The 19676-nt window shown below is 54.8% G+C and carries 16 protein-coding genes; 8 read left to right on the top strand and 8 right to left on the bottom strand.

The features are described 5' to 3' along the window. Positions 1-237 precede the first annotated feature (237 nt). The 3 genes from ABO_RS04980 to ABO_RS04990 are packed head-to-tail and all read right to left on the bottom strand — an operon-like array spanning position 238 to position 6098. Positions 238-1662, bottom strand: coding sequence for an efflux transporter outer membrane subunit (locus ABO_RS04980; RefSeq protein WP_011588247.1), 1425 nt, complete (start codon positions 1660-1662; stop codon positions 238-240). 20 nt (positions 1663-1682) lie between these two features. Beyond that, a complete protein-coding gene (locus ABO_RS04985) occupies positions 1683-4808 on the bottom strand; it encodes an efflux RND transporter permease subunit (RefSeq protein ID WP_011588248.1) in 3126 nt (1041 codons plus the stop codon). A 27-nt stretch (positions 4809-4835) separates the two neighbouring features. Continuing rightward, complete coding sequence (locus ABO_RS04990; protein WP_231860980.1) at positions 4836-6098, bottom strand: efflux RND transporter periplasmic adaptor subunit; 1263 nt, start codon at positions 6096-6098, stop codon at positions 4836-4838. Positions 6099-6234: 136 nt separating this feature from the next. On the opposite strand from ABO_RS04990, the gene ABO_RS04995 reads away from it, so the two are divergent. Together ABO_RS04995 and ABO_RS05000 are read left to right on the top strand one after the other, a co-directional pair. Further along, the gene (locus tag ABO_RS04995; RefSeq protein WP_011588250.1) at positions 6235-6882 is read left to right on the top strand and encodes a TetR family transcriptional regulator; all 648 of its coding nucleotides are present in this window, start codon (positions 6235-6237) and stop codon (positions 6880-6882) included. Between the two features lie 226 nt (positions 6883-7108). Then, on the top strand, positions 7109-8065 hold the full coding sequence (locus ABO_RS05000; RefSeq protein ID WP_011588251.1) for a ketopantoate reductase family protein: 957 nt from the start codon (positions 7109-7111) through the stop codon (positions 8063-8065). 25 nt (positions 8066-8090) lie between these two features. Here the strand turns inward: ABO_RS05000 and ABO_RS05005 are convergent, their stop codons facing one another. From ABO_RS05005 to ABO_RS05020, 4 genes are all read right to left on the bottom strand, one after another. Continuing rightward, positions 8091-8330, bottom strand: coding sequence for a YheU family protein (locus ABO_RS05005; protein WP_011588252.1), 240 nt, complete (start codon positions 8328-8330; stop codon positions 8091-8093). Between the two features lie 72 nt (positions 8331-8402). Next, a complete protein-coding gene (locus tag ABO_RS05010) occupies positions 8403-8801 on the bottom strand; it encodes an MAPEG family protein (protein ID WP_035458533.1) in 399 nt (132 codons plus the stop codon). Next, positions 8798-9955: an FAD-dependent 5-carboxymethylaminomethyl-2-thiouridine(34) oxidoreductase MnmC gene (mnmC, locus tag ABO_RS05015; RefSeq protein WP_011588254.1), complete on the bottom strand. Its 1158-nt coding sequence runs from the start codon at positions 9953-9955 to the stop codon at positions 8798-8800. Before mnmC ends, ABO_RS05010 begins: the two co-directional genes overlap by 4 nt. Before the next feature lie 114 nt (positions 9956-10069). After that, a complete protein-coding gene (locus ABO_RS05020) occupies positions 10070-10735 on the bottom strand; it encodes a hypothetical protein (RefSeq protein ID WP_011588255.1) in 666 nt (221 codons plus the stop codon). A 323-nt stretch (positions 10736-11058) separates the two neighbouring features. On the opposite strand from ABO_RS05020, the gene ABO_RS05025 reads away from it, so the two are divergent. From ABO_RS05025 to ABO_RS05045, 4 genes are all read left to right on the top strand, one after another. Next, positions 11059-13599, top strand: a complete 2541-nt coding sequence (locus ABO_RS05025) for a hybrid sensor histidine kinase/response regulator (RefSeq protein WP_041705291.1) — start codon at positions 11059-11061, stop codon at positions 13597-13599. A 758-nt stretch (positions 13600-14357) separates the two neighbouring features. Next, positions 14358-15089, top strand: coding sequence for a carboxy-S-adenosyl-L-methionine synthase CmoA (cmoA, locus tag ABO_RS05035; RefSeq protein WP_035458527.1), 732 nt, complete (start codon positions 14358-14360; stop codon positions 15087-15089). Further along, positions 15089-16057 carry a tRNA 5-methoxyuridine(34)/uridine 5-oxyacetic acid(34) synthase CmoB gene (gene cmoB / locus ABO_RS05040; RefSeq protein WP_011588258.1) on the top strand — a complete coding sequence of 323 codons (969 nt, stop codon included), beginning with the start codon at positions 15089-15091 and terminating at the stop codon, positions 16055-16057. The genes cmoA and cmoB overlap by 1 nt, the downstream gene beginning before the upstream one ends. A 556-nt stretch (positions 16058-16613) precedes the next feature. Next, positions 16614-16934, top strand: coding sequence for a hypothetical protein (locus ABO_RS05045; protein ID WP_011588259.1), 321 nt, complete (start codon positions 16614-16616; stop codon positions 16932-16934). Between the two features lie 44 nt (positions 16935-16978). Here ABO_RS05045 and ABO_RS05050 read toward each other — a convergent pair whose 3' ends face one another. Beyond that, positions 16979-17731, bottom strand: a complete 753-nt coding sequence (locus tag ABO_RS05050; protein ID WP_011588260.1) for a hypothetical protein — start codon at positions 17729-17731, stop codon at positions 16979-16981. A gap of 232 nt (positions 17732-17963) precedes the next feature. On the opposite strand from ABO_RS05050, the gene ABO_RS05055 reads away from it, so the two are divergent. Continuing rightward, a complete protein-coding gene (locus ABO_RS05055; protein WP_011588261.1) occupies positions 17964-19184 on the top strand; it encodes a DUF445 domain-containing protein in 1221 nt (406 codons plus the stop codon). After that, positions 19185-19505: a hypothetical protein gene (locus tag ABO_RS05060; RefSeq protein ID WP_011588262.1), complete on the top strand. Its 321-nt coding sequence runs from the start codon at positions 19185-19187 to the stop codon at positions 19503-19505. Positions 19506-19676 lie beyond the last annotated feature (171 nt).

The raw sequence follows: 19676 nt of genomic DNA on the forward strand, positions 1-19676 counted from the left end.
GTGCTGAGCACGCGGCTGACCCTCGGCGAAGACATTTACGTTGACGTAGGAATAGTTTTTTTGCGCGTTATTGCTCCTAGGTTTGCGCCCCGAGGGGCGCGTTGTCAAAACGGCTAATCATTCAGCGCAATTGCCGCAGCAGCGACGGCCTACGGTGCCGCCATCAGCTTGCGTTGTTGGCCAGATTAGTCACATGGCGGTGTCATCTTCTGGCACAACGGTTGCTTCTGAGCTGCGTTAGCGGCTGGCCACATGGGTGGGCTGTTGCGCATCCCAGCCACCACCCAAGGCGCGGTAAAGCTCGGTTTCGTTGGTCAACTGCTGCAGTTTTAGCGTCACTAGCTGTTGGCGGGCCGAGAGCAGAGTGCGTTGGGCGTCCAACACCGCAAGGTAATCATCTGCGCCTTGTTCGTAGCGTTGCTGTGACAACGTCAGGGACTGCTCAGTGGCGGTGACTAGTGCCTGTTGAGCCTGCTGTTGGCGAGCCAGAGTGTCGCGGGCTTGCAGCGCATTAGCGACTTCCTGAAAGGCGGTTTGTATGGCTTTCTCGTAGCTGGCCACGGCTTGATCTTGACGAACTTCGGCTAGATCCAGATTGGCCCTGTTACGGCCCCCGGAGAAAATGGGTAGGGAAATACTGGGGATGAATGACCAAGCTTTGGAGCCGCTGTCGAACAGGCCGGACAGTTCGCTACTCATGGTGCCATAGGCGCCGGTGAGTTGAATGCTTGGGAAGAAGGCGGCTCGGGCGGCACCAATATTGGCATTGGCGGCCCGCAGCTGATGCTCGGCTTGTTGTACGTCCGGTCGCTGGGTGAGTAGTGCTGAGGGTAGGCCTTGCGGAACTGGTGCGACGAGGGCCAAGGCATCGTTGTCCAAGTTCACCGATTTCAGGGTGGGCAGTGGCCCGCCGACCAGTACGGCTAAGGCGTTATAGTCTTGATCCACCTGGCGTTCAAAGCTGGCCAGATTGGCGCGGGCTTCCTGCAAGGCAATTTGTGCTTGGCGCACATCCAGCTCGGATCCCAAACCGCTCTCGTATCGGCGTTCAATCAATGCCAGAGAGTCCTCCTGTGCGACCACGGTTTCGCGACTGATTGCCAAGTTTTGGCGATCACTAACCAGGGTTAAGTAGCTTTGTGCCACTTGGGCAACCAGCGCCAGTTGGGTGCTGCGCTGGGCTTCTTCGCTGGCCAGATATTTTTCCAGCGACGCATCTTTCAGGCTGCGTACCCGGCCAAACAGATCCAGTTCCCAGGCGGTAACGCCAACTTGCACACCGTATTGATCCGATAATGTGGAATGGCCGGTGCCGGACAGGTCTGAGGGCAGACGCTGACGGGAACCGCTGGCGTCCACGGATAGGTTTGGGTACAGGTCTGCACGCTGGATTTGGTACTGGGCGCGCAGGGCGGCCACATCGAGTACGGCGATGCGCAGATCTCGGTTGTTATCCAATGCGCTTTGAATCAGCTGTTGCAATTCCGCGCTCTGATAAAGGCTGGACCAGCTGGGCAGGGTTAGCTCGCTGGCACTATTGCCGTTGGCTTCGCCCAGTTGCGCAGGGACGGGAGAGAGTGGTTGTTGATAGCTGGGGGCGAGGGTGCAGCCACCCAGCATCAGCCCGCCCAGAAGGGCGAGCGTCAGTGGGTTACGGGTCATCAGTATTACTCCGCGTGGACTTATTCTTTGCCTTTCTTCTTGCCGTCGAGGGGCACGCCGGATAGTTTGCGCACCGCCACGTAGAACAGCGGAATGAAGAAGATGGCGAGGACGGTGGCGGTGAGCATTCCGCCGAATACCCCGGTACCGATGGCGTTACGAGCACCGGCACCAGCACCAGTACTGATCATCAGTGGGGTTACCCCGAGCATGAAGGCCAGTGAGGTCATCAGGATCGGGCGCAGCCGCATGCGCACGGCTTCTAGGGTGGCCTTGAGCAAGTGCTCGCCTTTTTGCTCCAGCTCCAGCGCGAATTCCGCAATCAGAATGGCGTTTTTCGCCGAGAGGCCGATGGTGGTTAACAGCCCCACCTGGAAGAAGACGTCGTTGTTCAGGTCACGGAAGGTAGCGGCCAGTACCGCACCGAGAATGCCCAGAGGGACCACCAGCATTACCGCGAATGGAATCGACCAGCTTTCATACAGGGCCGCCAGACAGAGGAATACTACTAATAGTGAGATGACATACAGCGCAGGGGCCTGGTCACCAGACTGACGTTCCTGGTAGGACATTCCGGTCCATTCGAAGCCGAACCCGGCGGGCAGCTTAGCGGATAGTTCTTCCATGGCATCCATGGCGTCGCCTGTACTGTAGCCGGGTGCCGCGTTGCCTTGGATGTTCACCGACGACACACCGTTATAGCGTTCTAGCTTGGGAGAACCATACGTCCAGTGGCCCGTGGCAAAGGTGGAGAACGGCACCATTTTCCCTTGGTTATTACGCACAAACCAGTCGTTGACGTTTTCCGGTAGCATGCGGTAGGGGGCATCGGCCTGCACATACACTCGTTTTACCCGGCCCCGGTCGACAAAGTTATTGACGTAGCTGGAGCCCCAGGCGATTTGCAGAGTGCTGTTAATGTCGCTGATGGACAGCCCTAGCGCTTTGGCTTTCTGCTGGTCAATATCGATTTGGTACTGCGGGCTGTCTTCCAAACCATTGGGGCGTACCCCGGCCAGTCGAGGATCTTGGGCGGCCATGCCGAGCATCTGGTTACGAGCCTGAATCAGCGCTTCGTGCCCTTGACCAGACTGGTCAAGCAGCTGGAAGTCGAACCCGCTGGCGTTGCCCAGTTCAGGAATCGATGGCGGATTCAGTGCAAACATCATCGCTTCGCGAATGGTGGAGAAATAGCCCATGGCGCGGGCAACCACATTGTCGGCGCCGTCCACGGACAGATCCCGTTCTGACCAGTCCTTCAGGTTCACGAACGCCATGCCGGCGTTCTGGCCGCGGCCGGTGAAACTGAAGCCGGCCACCGTGAACAGGCCATCCACAGCGGAGGCCTCTTCATTTAGATAATAGTCCTCCATTTTTTCCAGCACTTTGACTGTCTGCTCTTGGGTTGAGCCCGCTGGCAGGGTCACTAGGGTGAACAAAATCCCCTGATCTTCTTCCGGCAGGAAGCTGGATGGAAGGCGCATGAAGCTGAAGCCGAGCACACCGACGATCACCACATAGATAAACAGGTAGCGGCCCCGGCGGCCGAGGATTTTTTCCACGCTGCCCTGATAACGACGGCTGCTCTTGTCGAAGGTGCGGTTAAACCAGCCGAAGAAGCCATGATCGGTTTGGTGCTCGCTGTCCTTGGCCTTGAGCATGGTGGCACACAGGGCCGGAGTGAGGATCAAGGCCACCAGCACGGACAGCACCATGGCGGACACAATGGTGATGGAGAACTGGCGGTAAATGGCTCCGGTGGAGCCCGGGAAAAAGGCCATGGGAACGAATACGGCTGACAGTACCAAGGCGATGCCCACCAGCGCGCCCGTAATCTGCCCCATGGATTTACGGGTAGCCTCTTTGGGCGGGAGGCCCTCCTCGTGCATCACCCGTTCCACGTTTTCCACCACCACGATGGCGTCATCTACCAGTAGGCCGATGGCCAGCACCATGCCAAACATGGTTAGGGTATTGATGGAAAAGCCGAAGGCGGCCAGCACCGCAAAGGTGCCTAGCAGAACCACGGGCACCGCTAGTGTGGGGATGAGGGTGGCGCGGAAGTTTTGTAAGAACAGATACATGACCAGGAAGACCAAGATGATGGCTTCGAACAGGGTATGTACCACTTCTTCGATGGAGATACTGACGAAGGGCGTGGTGTCGTAGGGAAACACCATTTCCATCTTATCAGGGAAGTAGGGCTGCAGTTCGGCTAGGCGGGCACGCAGTGCTTCTGCGGTGTCCAGGGCGTTGGCGCCGGTGGCTAGGCTGATGGCCAGGCCGGCGGCGGGCTGGCCGTTATAACGGCCCTGCACGTCGTAGTTCTGCGCTGCCAGTTCGACTCGGGCCACGTCTTTAAGGAACACTCGAGAGCCGTCCGGGTTTACTTTCAGCAGGATATTCTCGAATTGATCCACGTCTTCCAGGCGGGTCTGGGCGATGATGGTGGCGTTCAATTGCTGGCCTTCTACGGCCGGTGCGCCGCCCAATTGACCGCTGGCTACCTGATTATTTTGAACCTCGATTGTCTGGGTAACATCTTGGGGGGTTAAATCAAATTTATTCAGTTTGTTCGGGTCCAGCCAGACGCGCATGGCATAGGGAGAGCCGAACAGCTGGATCTGACCCACGCCGGGCACCCGGCTGACCGGGTCCTGCACATTGGAGGCCACGTAATCGGCTAGGTCAGCACGGGATAGGCTGCCATCTTCGGAGGTAAAGCCCGCCACCATCAGGAAAGAGTCTGAGGATTTGGTGACCTGCATTCCTTGTTGCTGCACTTCCTGGGGCAGCAGGGGGGTCGCCAGCTGTAGCTTGTTCTGTACTTGTACTTGCGCAATGTCCGGGTCGGTGCCGGGGGCGAACGTCAGGTTCACTGCGGCATTACCGAAAGAGTCACTGCTGGAGCTCATGTACAGCAGGTTGTCGATCCCGTTCATTTGTTGCTCGATCACCTGGGTGACCGAATCTTCCACGGTTTTCGCCGAAGCGCCGGGGTAGTTACCGGCAATGGAGACTTGCGGAGGCGCAACGGTGGGGTACTGCTCAATGGGCAGGGTGTAAATGGCCAAGGCACCGGCCATCATCATGATGATGGCAATCACCCAGGCAAAAATTGGACGGTCAATAAAAAATCTGGCCATGGGAATCCCGTTTCTCGTCGTTGCGTATTATTGCGCTGCGCTTTGTGCCTCGCCAGCGTCGCTGGCGGGGGACTGGGGTTGTTCTTGCTGTGCGGGTGCGGGCTCGACGTTGGCTTTTTCTGTGTCCACTGGGGAAACCGGAGCGCCGGGCTGAATCCGTTGCAGGCCGTCCACAATCAGGCGATCACCGTCTTTCAGTCCGTCGGCAATAAGCCACTGGTTGCCGACTGCGCGCTCAGTGCGGACTTTCACTTTTTTTACCTGATTATTGTCGTCGATCAGCATGGCGTAGGCTTGGCCGGTCGGGTCGCGGGTAATGCCTTTTTGGGGAACCAGAATGGCATCCTTGCGTTGACCTTCCGGTAGGCGGCCGCGAACGAACATGCCGGGCAGCAGTTCGCCGTCCGGGTTGGGAAATAGGGCACGCAAGGTGACTGAGCCGGTGCTTTCATCCACGGCGAATTCGGAAAATTGCAGGGCACCGGCTTCCTTATAGTGGGAGCCATCTTCGAGTATTAGGGTAATGCGTGCTTCGTCGTCGCTGACCTGTTGCAGCTCACCGGCCTGCATGGCTTGGCGCAGCTGACGCAGCTCGTTGCTTGACTGGGTCAGGTCTACGTAGATCGGGTCGAGTTGGCGAATGGTGGCCAGGGCGTTTGCCTGATTGGCGGTGACCAAAGCACCGGCGGTGACGCTGGAGCGGCCAATGCGCCCGCTGATTGGCGCTTTAATCGTGGCGTAATCCAGATTGATCTGGGCACTTTGCAGATTGGCACGTGCAGCGGCTACGGCGGCCTTGTTCTCATCCAGCTGGGCCTGAGCTTCGTCGTATTCTTGCTGGCTCACCGCTTTGTAATCCAACAGTTTCTTGAAGCGTTTGGCTCGCAAGTCGTTGGAATTCAGGGTGGCAGTGGCACGGGCCAGCTCCGCTCGGGCGCTAGCCACCGCTGCTTGATAGGTGCGTGAGTCTATTTTGTACAGCGGTTGCCCCGCGCTTACTTCTTGGCCTTCTTCAAAGAGGCGCTTTTCTATCACACCACTGACTTGGGGCCGCACTTCGGCAACCTGGTGTGCAGTGGTTCGCCCGGGCAGTTCCCGGTTCAAGGTGACGGTGGCCGCCTTGACGGTGACAAAGCCGACTTCGGGTGCTTGTTGCTGTTGTTGTTGGCCGGATTGGCCGGCATCGCCGCAGCCACTTAGCTGCAGTGCGAGTACGCCTGCTATCAGGGGGAGAATGAAACCGCTGCGCATAATCACCTCAGTGCTTGGAAACACGCTATAGCACGCCATCAGCTTGTCCATTAAAGACGGCTTGTGGTGCTTGCATGAAAAATGAATCAGGTTCAGTATATACATTCAGTAATGTATGTATAGATCTTTTGGCTAACTTGAACAAAATACTGTCAATTCCATTTGGGAGTCTCCAATGGTTCGGCGCACCAAGGCAGAAGCGATGGAAACCCGTACCCATATCTTGGATGCGGCGGAACAAGTTTTTCATCGCAAGGGCGTGTTGTCTGCCTCATTACATGATATTGCCTGTGAGGCGGGAGTGACGCGCGGAGCGATTTATTGGCACTTCAAAAATAAGCATGATGTCTTTGTGGCCATGGCGGACCGTCGGCGCTTGCCATTTGAGGCCTTAGCCCAGCGGGCAGAGGCGGATGATGAGGCGGATCCAATGGGACGCCTGCGTGAGTTTATGGTGTATTTGTTACAGCAAGTGGCTCAGGATCCGTCCCAGCGCCGGGTTTTCGAGATCATTTTTCAGAAGTGCGAGTTCAGTGATGAGAATCGGGATCTGCTATTGCGCCAGCGCGATGCGTGCAGGGATGCGTCTGACGGACTGGAAACGACTTTCAGGAATGCTATTGCCAAAGGGCAGCTTCCTGCAGGGTTAAACATTGGGCGTGCGGTGACATTGCTGCATAGCCTGCTCAATGGCGTGATCATGTATTGGTTGTTGGATCCGTCAGTTTTTGATCTGGCGGATGCCGCGCCGGATTATGTGGATACTTTCCTGTTCAGCCTGCAGCGTTCCCCCAGCCTTGTGGTTGGTGAAGGTTCTGTGTGAGAACGGCTCGCGCTTATTTTTCATGAACAAACCTCGTTTGAACTTTCGATAACCTGGGCGTATGAAACATACTCGGTGGCGTGCTGTTGTTGCCGCGGGCGTCAGGTGAGGTTCATCAGCGAGTCAGCACTTTGTATTCATCGGCGATGGGTTTGTTTGTCATGCTCGGTTTGCCGGCGTTGTTTGGGCCCCAACAAGAACGCAGCCTGTTAGGAGAATAGAGGCAATGATCCTCAAAAGCGCGGAGGCTAAGCCCCACATTGTGGTGATAGGCGCTGGTGCCATTGGTAGTTTTTATGGCGCGATCCTGAAACGGGCAGGGTGTGCGGTTAGTGTTGTGTTGCGTTCAGATTATGAGACAGTGAAAGCCTCTGGTTTCCGCTTTACTAGCCCGCTGGGTGACCTTTCGTGGACTCCAGATCATGTCTATCAGCCTGGTGAAACCCCGCTGCAAACGCCAGATTATGTGTTGTTGTGCGTCAAGGTGTTGCCGGGTGTGGACCGGGCAGAACTCGTTCGCTCTTGGTTAGGAAATCACACCGCACTGGTGCTGATTGAGAACGGCCTGGATATTGAACGTGAGCTGGCCGATGCCTTCCCCGACAATCCATTGCTAAGTTGTTTGGCATTCATTGCTGTGAGCCGCACCGGGCCGGGTACCGTTAATCACCAGGCCTATGGACAGCTGGTGATGGGGAATTTTCCAAAGGGTTTTGATCAGCACTGCGAACAGTTGGCCAATTTGTTCCGCGAGGGCGGTATCGATGTCAACGGTACTGATGCGGTGGTTGGCGAGCGTTGGCGCAAATGTGTCTGGAACACATCGTTCAATCCGTTGAGCGTGCTGGCCAACGGTGCTGATACGTTGACCATGCTTGATGCTCCAGGTGGCGAAGCGTTGATCCGCCTTATGATGAAAGAGGTGATAGCGGTGGCTGAGGCTGATGGTTACCCCATGCCCCCCGACATCATCGAGAAGAATATATCGGGGACTCGCGCCATGGGCGCATATAAAAACTCTATGGCGCTGGATTACTTGAATGATAGGCCTATCGAGCTGGAGGCCATTGTTGGCAATATAGTCGCTATCGCTGACCGTCTTGATGTGCCGGTTCCGCATTTGCGCACGGTATTGGTGACATTGCGTATACGGCAGGGGGTAGACAGCGCTCACAGCGAATAACTTAAGAATTAGCAGCAACCTGTGATTACTGTCCGTTCTCAATGTCGGTGAGCTGTTCCTTGCTTAATATGGAAACGCTTTCGGTAATGTCATCAAATAGCACAAATACCTGTTCTTTCTTCAACTGCTCACGGACCTGCTCCACCTTGGTAGCAGTGGCGATCTCGGTATCGCCGTAGTCGGTACCCTCCCGTGTCACGAACTCTTCAATCAGGTTGTGCAGTGTGTCGGGGGGCAGATCTTTCCAAGGAACAATGATTGGCATAAATAGTGTCGGGTTAAGCGGTTTAAATGAGAAAGCGCGAAAGGCGCTTTCTACGTTTGTAAGCTTGCGATTTCAGAGGCTGCTCACCAGCAACTGAATGCTAGTGGCGACGATGACGATCCAGGATGACAGCACTCCAATCTGGCGGGCCTGGTTGATGCTGCTGTGCGGAACCAGCATGCCGTAGGCGTAGGATATACGCCCGGCCAGCAGCACAATGCCGTAGAGGTGTAAGGAGGTATTGCCGGCACCATTGATTTCCAGCAAGGCCATCAATATCAGTGCCAGTGGGATATATTCTATGGTGTTACCGTGGGCGCGAATGGCGCGGTTCACATCTTCGTGGCCACCATCCCCTAAGGATACCTTTTTACCCAAACGGTAACGGACTACGTTGGCGGCTAGGGCGATAATAAGAAAACCGCACAGGGCGGCATACAGGGCGGTGACAGGCACGCTCACTAAATTCATGGTTTCCACTCCGGTTGTTTTTTGCGTTTGCGAACAATAAACCGTGCAGGGTCCAGGGCGTCAACCAATTGTGCGTCTATGGGTAACGATTGCCCGCTTATGAGATCGGCTAACAGGTCAGCACACAGCGGTGTACCGGTAATCCCTCGGCTGCCGTGGGCAAGGTTGAGATACAAGCCTGTGGCTGTACGGTGGGGGTTGTCGGTGGCTACAGGCAAGGGGCCACACAAGGGCAAAAAGTCCACACTCTGGCAACGAAAGGCCACGCGGCGGTGTTTGATCGCAATGGCATTGCCCCCCAAAGCCTGCCAAGCATCTGGAAGATAATATTTTAGCTGTGCAAGGTTTTCGGCATCGTCGGCATCCGTGGGCGCAGGGTGGCTATCGTGCAAATTAAACGTCGCACCGACACAGTGTAGGTCGTCCAACGCGGGTGTTAGATAGCCTCCGTGGCATTGTGCCTGTTGCCACTGGCGGGATGTATCGGTGGCCTGACAATAGCTGACCTGGCCTCGTATCTGCTTGAGGGGAAGCCAGGCCAAACCGCCTAACTGCTGGCTGGCACCGGCAGCACAAACGATCACAGCATTGGCTTCAAGCGGCCCACTGTGAGTTAGCCATACGCTAGCGGGTGCCCCTTCATGGAGTGACGTTACTGCTTCATGGCGCAACACGATGGCGGGGTGGTCGAGAAGATGTTGGCACCAGCGATCTGGGCGCAGATAGCCGCCGCCCACCAGTTCTACGGCATTGGCGGCGTTGGCCGGTCGCAGCAAATCCTTTGGCCAGGCGCCACTGTCCATGGCAGCGGTGAGCTTTTTCCGTTGTTTGTCGTTGACGAAATGCTGAATCACGCCGTTGAGTTGGCCGTCGCGGTGACTGGCAGGAAAGCCGTGGCGGCATAGCCAAGTTAATGCATGGCGGTAGCTCGTTTGGTAGAAACGGTTCTGTGGGGTTAGGTGAGGACTAGGGGTGCTGTATACCACGCCTGCTAAGTTTCCGGACGCGCCATTGGCAATGCCCTGAGGGTCGATCACGGTTACTCGCCAGCCCCGTTCGGCTAGGGCTCGGGCGGTGGTGGCGCCAGCCAGCCCAGCGCCGATGACAATGGCGTGGCCACCCCAGTTAGGCAGGGCGAAATCAATTGCTGTCATAAAAAAGAGGGCCCATTTGTGTGGGCGAGGATCAGGGTTGCCAACACGGGAGCGTTAATGAAGCCGGTATGGTTAGCGAACCTCCCAGTGAGGCGAAATAATAACATGTTGCGTTCAGGGTGCCGTCACGGCCTGTGCTGCCTTGAACTCTGCGAGGGCACGCTTGGCCTGTTGCAGTAACCAGCGTGTTTTTTGCTGGTAGCTGGCATTGCTGATGCGAACGAAGTGGTTATTGATCAGTGTGACCAGTAACGCTTGGTTCTGAATCGGTCGATTGGGTTCTATCCAGCGCATTTGTGATTGCGCGCTCGGGTTTCCTTCTAGGTCGACCAGTTGTTCGCTGATTATGCTAAGAGCATAGGCACTGTTGCTTAACGCTTTGTTCACTCGGCGCTGGCGAAGCTCGCTGTAGTAGCCTGCTACGGCACGATGCGCAGGCATGCTATCCCACCCTGTGGGTAAGCCTGAGAGGGTAAGGGTAAGTTGTTCTTTGCTATTGGGCCCTCGGTAACGCAGGGTGCGTGCGTATTCGGAGCTGATTTCGCCGTCAAGTTGGAGGCCTGCCAGGGTTTTGGGGGCCTGATAGAACGCTAGCTGCGCTTTGTGCGCGGGTAGAGCGCGGGCTTGGTTTTCCGAGCCTGTGGCTTTCAGGGCGGATTTGTCTAACTTTTGTACGTGCAATGGTGCGCTTGAGGTTTCCAGGGCCGTTTTACTGGCACAGCCGGCCAGCGAAATGGCCCAGATAAAGGCGGGCAACAGATAGCAAAATTTTACATTCATAGATCGCAGCATAGGGAAGGTTATTATCTTGTTATCGGGATATCCCGTTGTTGTACGGCCTCGACAGGCAACCCGCAGGCCTTCAGAAGTGCGCTCCTCTCTACCTGGTCCAACTGGGGGGGGACCAGCCTGAAAGCCTTAGTGTGCAAGGCGTTATTCACAGGTGTCCTAAGCATTTATACCCTTATAGGCCATGCAGGGGGTTTTTCAGGCCCTCCCACGTGGCAAACTACGAGCATAACCTTTTTCAGGGCAGGCCGATGGAAAAGCCATCACATACTGCGTCACAAGATGGGGCGCAATCAGTTCCGAGGCTGCCGGTTGTGGGTCTGCGAACCAGTGCGGCCATGTTACTGCTGTTTGCGTTGATCACGTTGCCATTTGCTATCGCTTCGGCGCTTTTGCTTCAGCATCGCCTAGGGCTGCTGGATACCTACGATACCATGCGTGCAGATGTGGGCTTGTTTGACCTGGGGCTGGAGGCCGTGCCGCCTCTTAATGATATGCGAGATCTGGCCTCGGCAGCTATTTATACCCAGGAACCGGGGATCGTCTCGCGCTTCGAGCTTAGCCGTTCCCGCGCGGGCAGTCGGTTGCAGGCCTTTCTCCACGGCGTACGGCAACGCGATACTGCTGGGCTACGTGATCAGGCCCGCTTACTCAGTGAGGCTTGGAGCGACTTGACGGTGAAAACCGGCATTCCTATGGAAGATGTGGTTGGCCCTTTTGATAACGTGAACCAAATTACCCAGCGGCTAAGCACGGTTTTGTCCACGGTGTTGTTTGTGTCGGACTTATCGATAGGTGAGGGCTTGGAACCCAACGAAGTGCTGTCGCTTCCCTTGGGTTCATTCATGCAGGTGCAGGAAGATATCGGCTTGATTAGATCGTTGTCATTATATGTGAGCCTACGGGGCGGCTACCTGGGCGACAATGATGTCCGCCGGCTGGAAAATGCCTGGCAGCGGCTGCAACATCAGGTGACTATCATCGACAGTGAGATCAAGGCACTGGCGGCACGTACCGGAGCCATCGAGCTGCAGCAACAATGGGGGTTAGTGCGGGGAAGTTTATTGTCGTTTTTGACGTGGTCTGAACAGGAACTGATTTTGGCCACACAGATCGAGGTGTCTTGGACGGATGCCTATGATCGTAGCCGCAGTGTCATGAAATCAGTGGATGGCTTATCCGCCATGTTGATTTCCTTGGCTGACCAGCTATTGGGTAATGCTCGCAATGAGAAAGCGCGGGCCACAGTTTGGATGATGCTGGGCATCGTATTGCTTTATATGGTGGTGTTGAGCTTGGCTCTATGGGTGTATTGGTCTAATTCTAGAGCAATCAATGCCCGTGCTGAAAGCCAAGCTAAGAGTTTGTTTCTCGCCCGTATGAGCCATGAAATTAGAACGCCGTTGAATGGCGTTATTGGGTTGGCCGAGTTGTTACGTGAGACCGACCCATCACCTCGCCAGCAGGAGTACATCAGCTTAATAGACAGCGCTGGCCGTACCTTAACCGCGTTGATTAACGATGTGCTGGATTTCGCCAAGATTGAAGCAGGCAAGCTGGAGTTGGTGGAAGAGCACTTTGACCTACCGGTGTTGCTGGCTGAGTGTGTGCAAATGTTCAATCTGCCGGCCAGTGACAACGGCACGCTAGTGATTCTGGATGTGGATCCGCAGACGCCATCGGACGTAGTGGGTGACGCTATTCGTTTGCGCCAGATCTTGATCAATTTGGTTGGCAATGCGGTGAAATTCACCCGTAATGGGCGGGTCGTATTGTCTTTAGTATGCCGTCGGCAGTACGGCGAGGCGCCGCTATATACTTTCTCGGTGGCTGACACGGGCATTGGGCTCAGTCAGGTGGAACAGGCCCAATTGTTCCAACGTTTCACACAGGCATCAGCCAATACAGCACAGCGTTATGGGGGTACGGGATTGGGGTTGTCTATCAGCCGTGAGTTAGTCGAGCTGATGGGGGGAGAGATCCATGTGCACAGCGCACCAGGGCAGGGTTCGCGGTTCAGCTTCAGTATCCAGATGGCCAGCGATCAAGAAACGGTCCCGATGATGGCTGAACTGCCGCCTGCCAGCTGGCTCTGGGATGTGCAGGGGAGCCTGGCTGATTGGTTGATTGATGATCCGCGTTTTCAGACCGTGAAGGTGATAAAGACTGTTGGGCAGCTCGCTGAGCCTAACGCAGAGGCGGACAGTGGTATCTTGCTGATCAATGGTTTGCCTGATCAGGCGTTGTTCGGGGAAGCATTACAGATGACACGCTTGAACTCGGCCGACATCAAAATTCTACTGTTGATCGGTATGCGCTGCTCCCCTCCGCAGTGGCTGTCAGGCGATGTCCTGGTGCTGCGCCGATCGGTGATCACAGTCTCTGATCTTCAGCAATTATTGGGAAGCCATGTGCCGGGTGTGATTCCAATTATCACTGAACCAGCGGCGGTGGAATCTGTCTCCAATTTGCGTGTCCTTATCGTTGAAGATAACCCGGTAAACCAGATGGTGGCAAAAGGGTACCTGCAACGGCTTGGGGTTGTGCACATTATTGTCGCTGAAGATGGTCAACAAGGGCTTGATGCTTTTGGTGCGCAGAGCGGTAATCTGGATTTGGTGCTGATGGATTTGGATATGCCGGTGATGGATGGCTTTGCCTGTGCTAGACACATTCGTGATCTGGAGGCAGAGCGCGGCTGGAACCCTTGCCAGATACTAGCACTGAGCGCCCATGCGATTAGCGAACACTCTGGGCGAATGTCTCGGTCAGGTATGGATGGACAATTGATTAAGCCTCTTTCTCTGGCGGCCATGAAGCAAGCTTTGTTCAAGTACTTGGGGGTTACGGCATAAGGTATATTAACGTGTCCTGTACTGCCGTGGGTAGCAAGGGCTCTGCAAGTAAGACCACCATAAATATTACCAATAGTGCGCTTTCGACGCGCCATGCTTGATGGTTCTGTATCGCGTGGAGCACGCAGCCATAGGCGGCCAACATGATTCCACCAAAAAAGCTGGCCATGCTGATCAGCTGCCACTCAATGCTATTAAAGGTTAGCCCGAGCCCACAAAGGGTGAGACCGATGGCGCTGGTGGTAAGAAAAGAAAATGATTCGTGATGGCGGAATATGAGCATATTCAACACTCGCAAGATGGTTCCGGTGGTTTCCAATTAGCAGGCAAGCATCATGCTTAAGCCCATTCTTTTAATGATTTTTAATCCAGTTCTTGTTTATTGGTTTTGTGTGAATATTGCCACCCTATAGGTTTTTTTTCATCATTAAATTCATTGTGTTAACTGCGTTTTAAACTGGCGAGTATGCTCTTTAATTCTTCTGCTCGGGCCTAAAGGCTTGTATCTAGATTGTTGCGAACCTCTTGTTGTGAAAGCAGGGGCAATGGGCTTGGGCAGGCGAAGAACCTATTATGTAATGTTTAGCATTTGTGCTGTTTGTTTACATGGTGTTCTCGGCGGGTCGTTGCTTTGCCTCTCTTGCCAGGATAGCCCGACGGTAGGGGCGTAATGTGCCCGTTAGCCTGGACGAATAAGCGTTTCTTCCGGGCTCAGCTCCTCGCTATAATCGGCGCCGCAGATGCATACAGGGGCCTTTATGTCTGATCAACAAGATCGTATTTACGCCACGTCACACTCGCAGGTGGGGCGTTTTTCCTTCGACGACACAGTGGTGCGGGTTTTTCCGGACATGATTCGCCGCTCGGTGCCGGGCTATCCGACTATTATCGACATGATTGGGGTGCTGGCGGCCCGGTACGCGCAGCCGGATACTTGCCTGTATGACCTGGGGTGTTCCCTAGGGGCCGCCGCCACTGCCATGGCGACCCTGACCGGGGACACCGGTAATCCTATTGTTGCGGTGGATAATTCCCGGGCCATGATTGAGCAGGCCGAGAACTTGCTCTCTCAAGCTGGTCAGGCACATCGGGTGACACTGCAAGAAGGCGATGTGGCAGAGATGGCGTTCAATTCTTGTTCCATGGCGGTGCTCAATTTTACCTTGCAGTTCATCGCCCTGGAAAAACGTGATGCCCTGATTCGACGCCTGGCCGATGCCACGGTGCCTGGTGGCATCCTGGTGCTATCGGAGAAAATCCGTTTCGCCAATGACGCTGAGAATGCCTTGCAGACCGAATTGCACCATGCGTTCAAACGCAATAATGGCTATTCCGATCTGGAAATCAGCCAGAAGCGTAATGCGCTGGAAAATGTACTGATTCCGGAAACCCTGGCGGCCCACGAGACGCGACTGAAAAAAGCGGGCTACCGCCAGATTCATGTCTGGTTCCGCTGTTTTAACTTTGTTTCATTACTGGCTGTGCGTTAATGCTTACTGATTACCTGCAGGCCTGCGAACGTGGGCTTGAGCCCCTGTTTTCTCCGCAAATTTTGTCTGCCGTTATGGCGCTGTCGCGTCAGCGCCTGGTCGAGCGTCCCCACGGTGACCTACCACGCTGGATGGCGGCACTGGATGCTCTACCGGCTGGGCCGACGAACTGCGCACTGGATCAGAACACGCTGACCATTGGACGAGCGGGTGAGCAGAATGAAGAGGCTGTGAAACTCGCATTGCAGGGGTTGATCCCGTGGCGCAAAGGACCATTTGAATTTTTTGGCGTTCCGGTGGAAACCGAGTGGCGTTCGGACTGGAAGTGGCAACGGGTAGCACCGCATTTGTCATCGTTGCAGGGGCGACGGATTCTCGACGTGGGCTGCGGTAGTGGTTATCACTGCTGGCGTATGGCAGCTGCTGGGGCTAGTTGCGTGGTGGGGATCGACCCGACCATTCTGTTCTTGGTGCAATATCTGGCGGTACGTCGTTTTGCGCCGGATTTACCTGTGTGGTTCCTGCCTCTGCGTATGGAAGAGCTGCCAGCAGAAGGCGGGCAGTTTGATACGGTGTTTTCCATGGGGGTGTTGTACCACCGGCGCTCGCCTCTGGATCACCTATTGGAGTTAAAGGGGGCGCTGTGCGCTGGTGGCGAGCTGGTATTGGAAACCCTAGTGGTGGAAGGGGATGAATGTACGGTGTTAATGCCGCAAGATCGCTATGCGATGATGCGCAATGTGTTTTTCTTGCCGTCGGTGGCTATGCTCTCGCGCTGGTTGGAACGATGCGGCTTTGTGGATGTGCGCTGTGTGGACGAAAGCAACACTTCGGTGCAAGAGCAACGGTCTACCGACTGGATGCGTTTCCAGTCGCTTCCTGATTTTTTAGATCCCGAGGATCATAGCCTTACCCGTGAAGGTTACCCGGCACCACGCCGTGCGGTGTTGGTTGCACGCAAGCCATAAGGTTTGGGCTCCTAGCGAGTATGAGCGTTAGAGTGTCGATAAGTCTGCTTGGAGTGCCTGTGTCAAAGAAGCGTGATTGAGCGTCTTGTGTGGGACCTGTTCAGTATCCGCCTACGTTATTTTTGGCCGGACTGTTTTGTGCCTGCGGTGACAGAATTCGCTGGCCGCGTCCCGTCGGTTGGCGCAGTAGTTTCAGTGTATCGCTGACCCGCCGTCTCTGTATCTGCCCCGCTGTCCTCATGTGAGCGATCTGTACATTCAACGTGATGCTAAATCCGTTAAGTGTGGATTCATGGCGAGTGAGTCAATCCGGTAACGGCCCGGCTGAGATGTTGATGTTAGCACTGGATAATGCGAGAGCCTCGTTAATTTCTGCGAGCAGAGGCTTCAGTCGTTGCTGGCCTCCACTCCTGCTGCAAAGATTCTAGCGGGTTCACGGTTGCCCGTTATCAGGTCATACTCTTATACAGCGCAACTTAACAATAATGCCGGCCCCCTTATACACGTGGTTGCTTTAGGCCGGGGCCTGAATCGGGACCACGCAGAGGAAGAAATCATGTCAGTTACATGGATTGTCGCGTCGGCACTACTCAGTTCTTTTTGTACTCTGCTGGTTGTCGGTGTATGGGCGAATTTTTATTTTCAGCCCCGTTTACGTGACAGCTTGCAACGGGAGCTGGATGAGCAGGTGGAAAAAGCGGCGCAGGTTCTTTCGGATCGAGTGGAAGACGGGGTTCGACGAGGGCTGGCGGAAGGCGTGCGTAACTTGCCGTCTAAAGAGTTACTGGAAGGCGCTAGTCGTAACTTGGCACGTAGCAGTGCGGAAATGGTGGGTGAGCGCCTGGGGAATATTTTCGGACGCAAGGACAAACCCTGACCCGTACTTGGTTCGCTATGCCTATGTTTTATAATGTCCGGCTTTTAAGGGAGCCGTTTAGGAAGTAACCGGACCACCAAGCAGGCAATGCCAAGGCTAAGCATGGCCAGTGACAGGAAATCTTGTTGTAAGGCATGCCAAGTGGTTTCCCACAAGCTGGACGCTTTCATTAGCGACAATAGAATCAGCAGCATGCCGGTGAGGGTAAAGAACTGATCCAGTTTGCGCGCCCGTTGCAGCTCGCCGCGCAGCTGACGCAGTTCTTCAAGGATGTCTTCCTGCAGTAACTGTTGTTGGGCTTGTTGTTCGGCCAGCTGACCGACCTGTTGGGGTAGGGTGGCTAATTGCTCAAGCCAGACTGGGTCTTCCCGGCGTAACAGGGCAAGCAGCTCCTTGAGCCTTACATGGTCGTCCAGCCAGTTGCGGATTAGCGGCCAGAGACTGAATTGATTTATTAGTTCAGCGAGCACGGCAATGTGCTGCTCACTGCCGATTACACGCAATGATTCGTGGTCTTCTAGTGGGCCGTTGCTAAACAACCAGTGAATCATTGCCCCCAGCGGTGCGCGCACACGAATGTCCACATTGCCTTCGTAGTCGGTCAGCAGTTCCACGCCATCTTCATAGATCAGCACATACAGAACTGACCGGGGGCGTTCGGCACGGACTCGCACCACGGTTCCATGGAGGGCGGCGAGATGGTCTCGACCGTGCTGTGTACCTGTGAGCACCTGATTAAGGGCACTTTCTAGGCCTCCCAGCACAATAAGTTGGGGGAAACTACCGGTTTCAGGCATGGTGGCAGCGCTATCCTGTCTTTATGTTGACCCGGAGTGATCGTTCCGGTCTCTTATTGTTGCCAAAAATTACGCGATGCCGCTTATATTTGGCATGACTGCTCCCTATACTATGCATTTTCATAATTAAACTACATTGGCTTTTTTGACTTGGATGGGTGTACGCGGGACCTGTTCGCCTTAGCGCTGTCGAGTTACAGTGCACCAGCCCTTGAAGGGGAGTTGTTTTTCAATGCTGGAATCTTTGCTTGCGTACCCGGATTTCTGGAAGTACGTCAGTATTCCGTTCATCGCTGGAACCGTCGGTTGGACAACCAACTGGATGGCTGTGCAGATGACTTTCTATCCCCTGGAATTTCTGGGTATCCGTCCTTTTTTCGGCTGGCAGGGCATTATCCCCTCCAAGGTGGAAAAAATGGCCGGCATTGTGGTGGATAAGGCGCTATCCAAGCTGGGCAGCTTGGATGAATTTTTCCGCGAAATGGAACCGGAAAAAATCGCTGACCACCTCACTCGTACTATCCAGCTCCGTATCGAAGAGTACACCGACGAGGTGATGACCGAACGCAATGCCGTTCTGTGGGAAAACTTGCCTTTGCTGGTGCGCAAACGGGTTTATAGTCGTGCTCGGCGCGCCATTCCTGCCGTTATGGATAATGTGGTCGACGACATCAGCCGTAATCTTGATAACCTGGTTGACATGAAACATATGGTTATCACCCAGATGAGCGAAGACAAGCAGCTCATGGTGCAGATGTTCCGCGAAGTGGGTGATCCCGAATTCCGCTTTGTTACTAACTCCGGTCTGTATTTCGGTTTTCTATTTGGCTTAATCCAGGTGCCTGTATTTATCTTTTTCCCAGAAAACTGGGTGTTGCCACTGTTCGGCTTCATTGTGGGTATTGCGACAAACTGGCTGGCCCTGAACCTGATTTTCCGCCCACTGAACCCGATCAAGGTCGGGCCATTCCGGATTCAGGGTTTATTCTTAAAGCGTCAGAAAGATGTGGCTGAGTCCTTTGCTCGTCTCTCCACGGCCAAAGTGATTACCTTGCACAACATTATGTACCAGGTGGTGAATGGGCCGCGGGGTGATCGCACCAAAGCGTTAATTAAACGTCATCTCAAACCGCTGCTTAATGGTGGGGTGGTGCGAACCGCCGCCCAGCTTACGGTAGGGCCAGAGGGTTACGCTGACTTGAAAAAAGCGGTGGAAGAGAAGGCCGTGGACTTGGCGGTGGAGCCTTTTGAGGACCAGGGATTCAACAAAGAGCGGGGTCAGATTGTCGAGCGGCTGATGTCTGAGCGTATGCAGGCATTGAGTTCCGATGAGTTTCAGGATTTGCTGCGACCGGCTTTTCAGGAAGACGAGTGGATTCTGATTGTGGTCGGCGGCTTTCTTGGCGCCATGGCTGGCCTTTTCCAGCTTGTGTTTATATTTGGGATTAGTTGAATGCAGGTGCTGCAGATAGATATAGCCACCTTGGCGTGGTTGTTGTTTGCGGCAGCAGCAGGCTCTTCACTGCTGACTCTAATTCTACTGGGTCTCATCGGCCACTTTTGGCTAGGTCCACGGATTGAGCGCAAAGTAGATCGTCGCCTGGATGAGGGAGCGTCACAGCTTGAAGATCGGCTTCGTCGGCGTTTCATGGACATGCTAACGGGCGGGTCACGGGACATGCTTCGCGAAAGAGCCAAAAGCCTAGCGCGGGGTGTTGGTTTGATCAGCGGGCGACAGCAGGGCGTCATAGACAAGGATGATGTGGATAAATAGTATCGTTGGTTCGAATTTTGGGCACCCGGTATTGCAAGCGTTGTCTTGGATCACTTTTGATTTATTGTTCTACAATTTGTCGATATCAGGCGCCTCTACCCCTCTATAATTCGCCCCACGCGTTGATAATGTTTGTGTGTTGTTTTCCCGCTGCATTCGCTCGTGGAATTG

The organism is Alcanivorax borkumensis SK2 (genome assembly GCF_000009365.1).
Lineage (GTDB): Bacteria > Pseudomonadota > Gammaproteobacteria > Pseudomonadales > Alcanivoracaceae > Alcanivorax > Alcanivorax borkumensis.

Excerpts from the sequence above, each read along its gene's own strand:
- ABO_RS05050 (WP_011588260.1), bottom strand. The coding sequence starts at position 17,731 with ATGCCTGAAACCGGTAGTTTCCCCCAACTTATTGTGCTGGGAGGCCTA.
- ABO_RS05020 (WP_011588255.1), bottom strand. The coding sequence starts at position 10,735 with ATGAATGTAAAATTTTGCTATCTGTTGCCCGCCTTTATCTGGGCCATT.
- ABO_RS04990 (WP_231860980.1), bottom strand. The coding sequence starts at position 6,098 with ATGGCGTGCTATAGCGTGTTTCCAAGCACTGAGGTGATTATGCGCAGC.
- cmoA (WP_035458527.1), top strand. The coding sequence starts at position 14,358 with ATGTCTGATCAACAAGATCGTATTTACGCCACGTCACACTCGCAGGTG.
- ABO_RS05000 (WP_011588251.1), top strand. The coding sequence starts at position 7,109 with ATGATCCTCAAAAGCGCGGAGGCTAAGCCCCACATTGTGGTGATAGGC.
- ABO_RS04995 (WP_011588250.1), top strand. The coding sequence starts at position 6,235 with ATGGTTCGGCGCACCAAGGCAGAAGCGATGGAAACCCGTACCCATATC.
- ABO_RS05055 (WP_011588261.1), top strand. The coding sequence starts at position 17,964 with ATGCTGGAATCTTTGCTTGCGTACCCGGATTTCTGGAAGTACGTCAGT.
- ABO_RS04980 (WP_011588247.1), bottom strand. The coding sequence starts at position 1,662 with ATGACCCGTAACCCACTGACGCTCGCCCTTCTGGGCGGGCTGATGCTG.
- cmoB (WP_011588258.1), top strand. The coding sequence starts at position 15,089 with ATGCTTACTGATTACCTGCAGGCCTGCGAACGTGGGCTTGAGCCCCTG.
- ABO_RS05060 (WP_011588262.1), top strand. The coding sequence starts at position 19,185 with ATGCAGGTGCTGCAGATAGATATAGCCACCTTGGCGTGGTTGTTGTTT.
- ABO_RS05005 (WP_011588252.1), bottom strand. The coding sequence starts at position 8,330 with ATGCCAATCATTGTTCCTTGGAAAGATCTGCCCCCCGACACACTGCAC.
- mnmC (WP_011588254.1), bottom strand. The coding sequence starts at position 9,955 with ATGACAGCAATTGATTTCGCCCTGCCTAACTGGGGTGGCCACGCCATT.
- ABO_RS05010 (WP_035458533.1), bottom strand. The coding sequence starts at position 8,801 with ATGAATTTAGTGAGCGTGCCTGTCACCGCCCTGTATGCCGCCCTGTGC.
- ABO_RS04985 (WP_011588248.1), bottom strand. The coding sequence starts at position 4,808 with ATGGCCAGATTTTTTATTGACCGTCCAATTTTTGCCTGGGTGATTGCC.
- ABO_RS05045 (WP_011588259.1), top strand. The coding sequence starts at position 16,614 with ATGTCAGTTACATGGATTGTCGCGTCGGCACTACTCAGTTCTTTTTGT.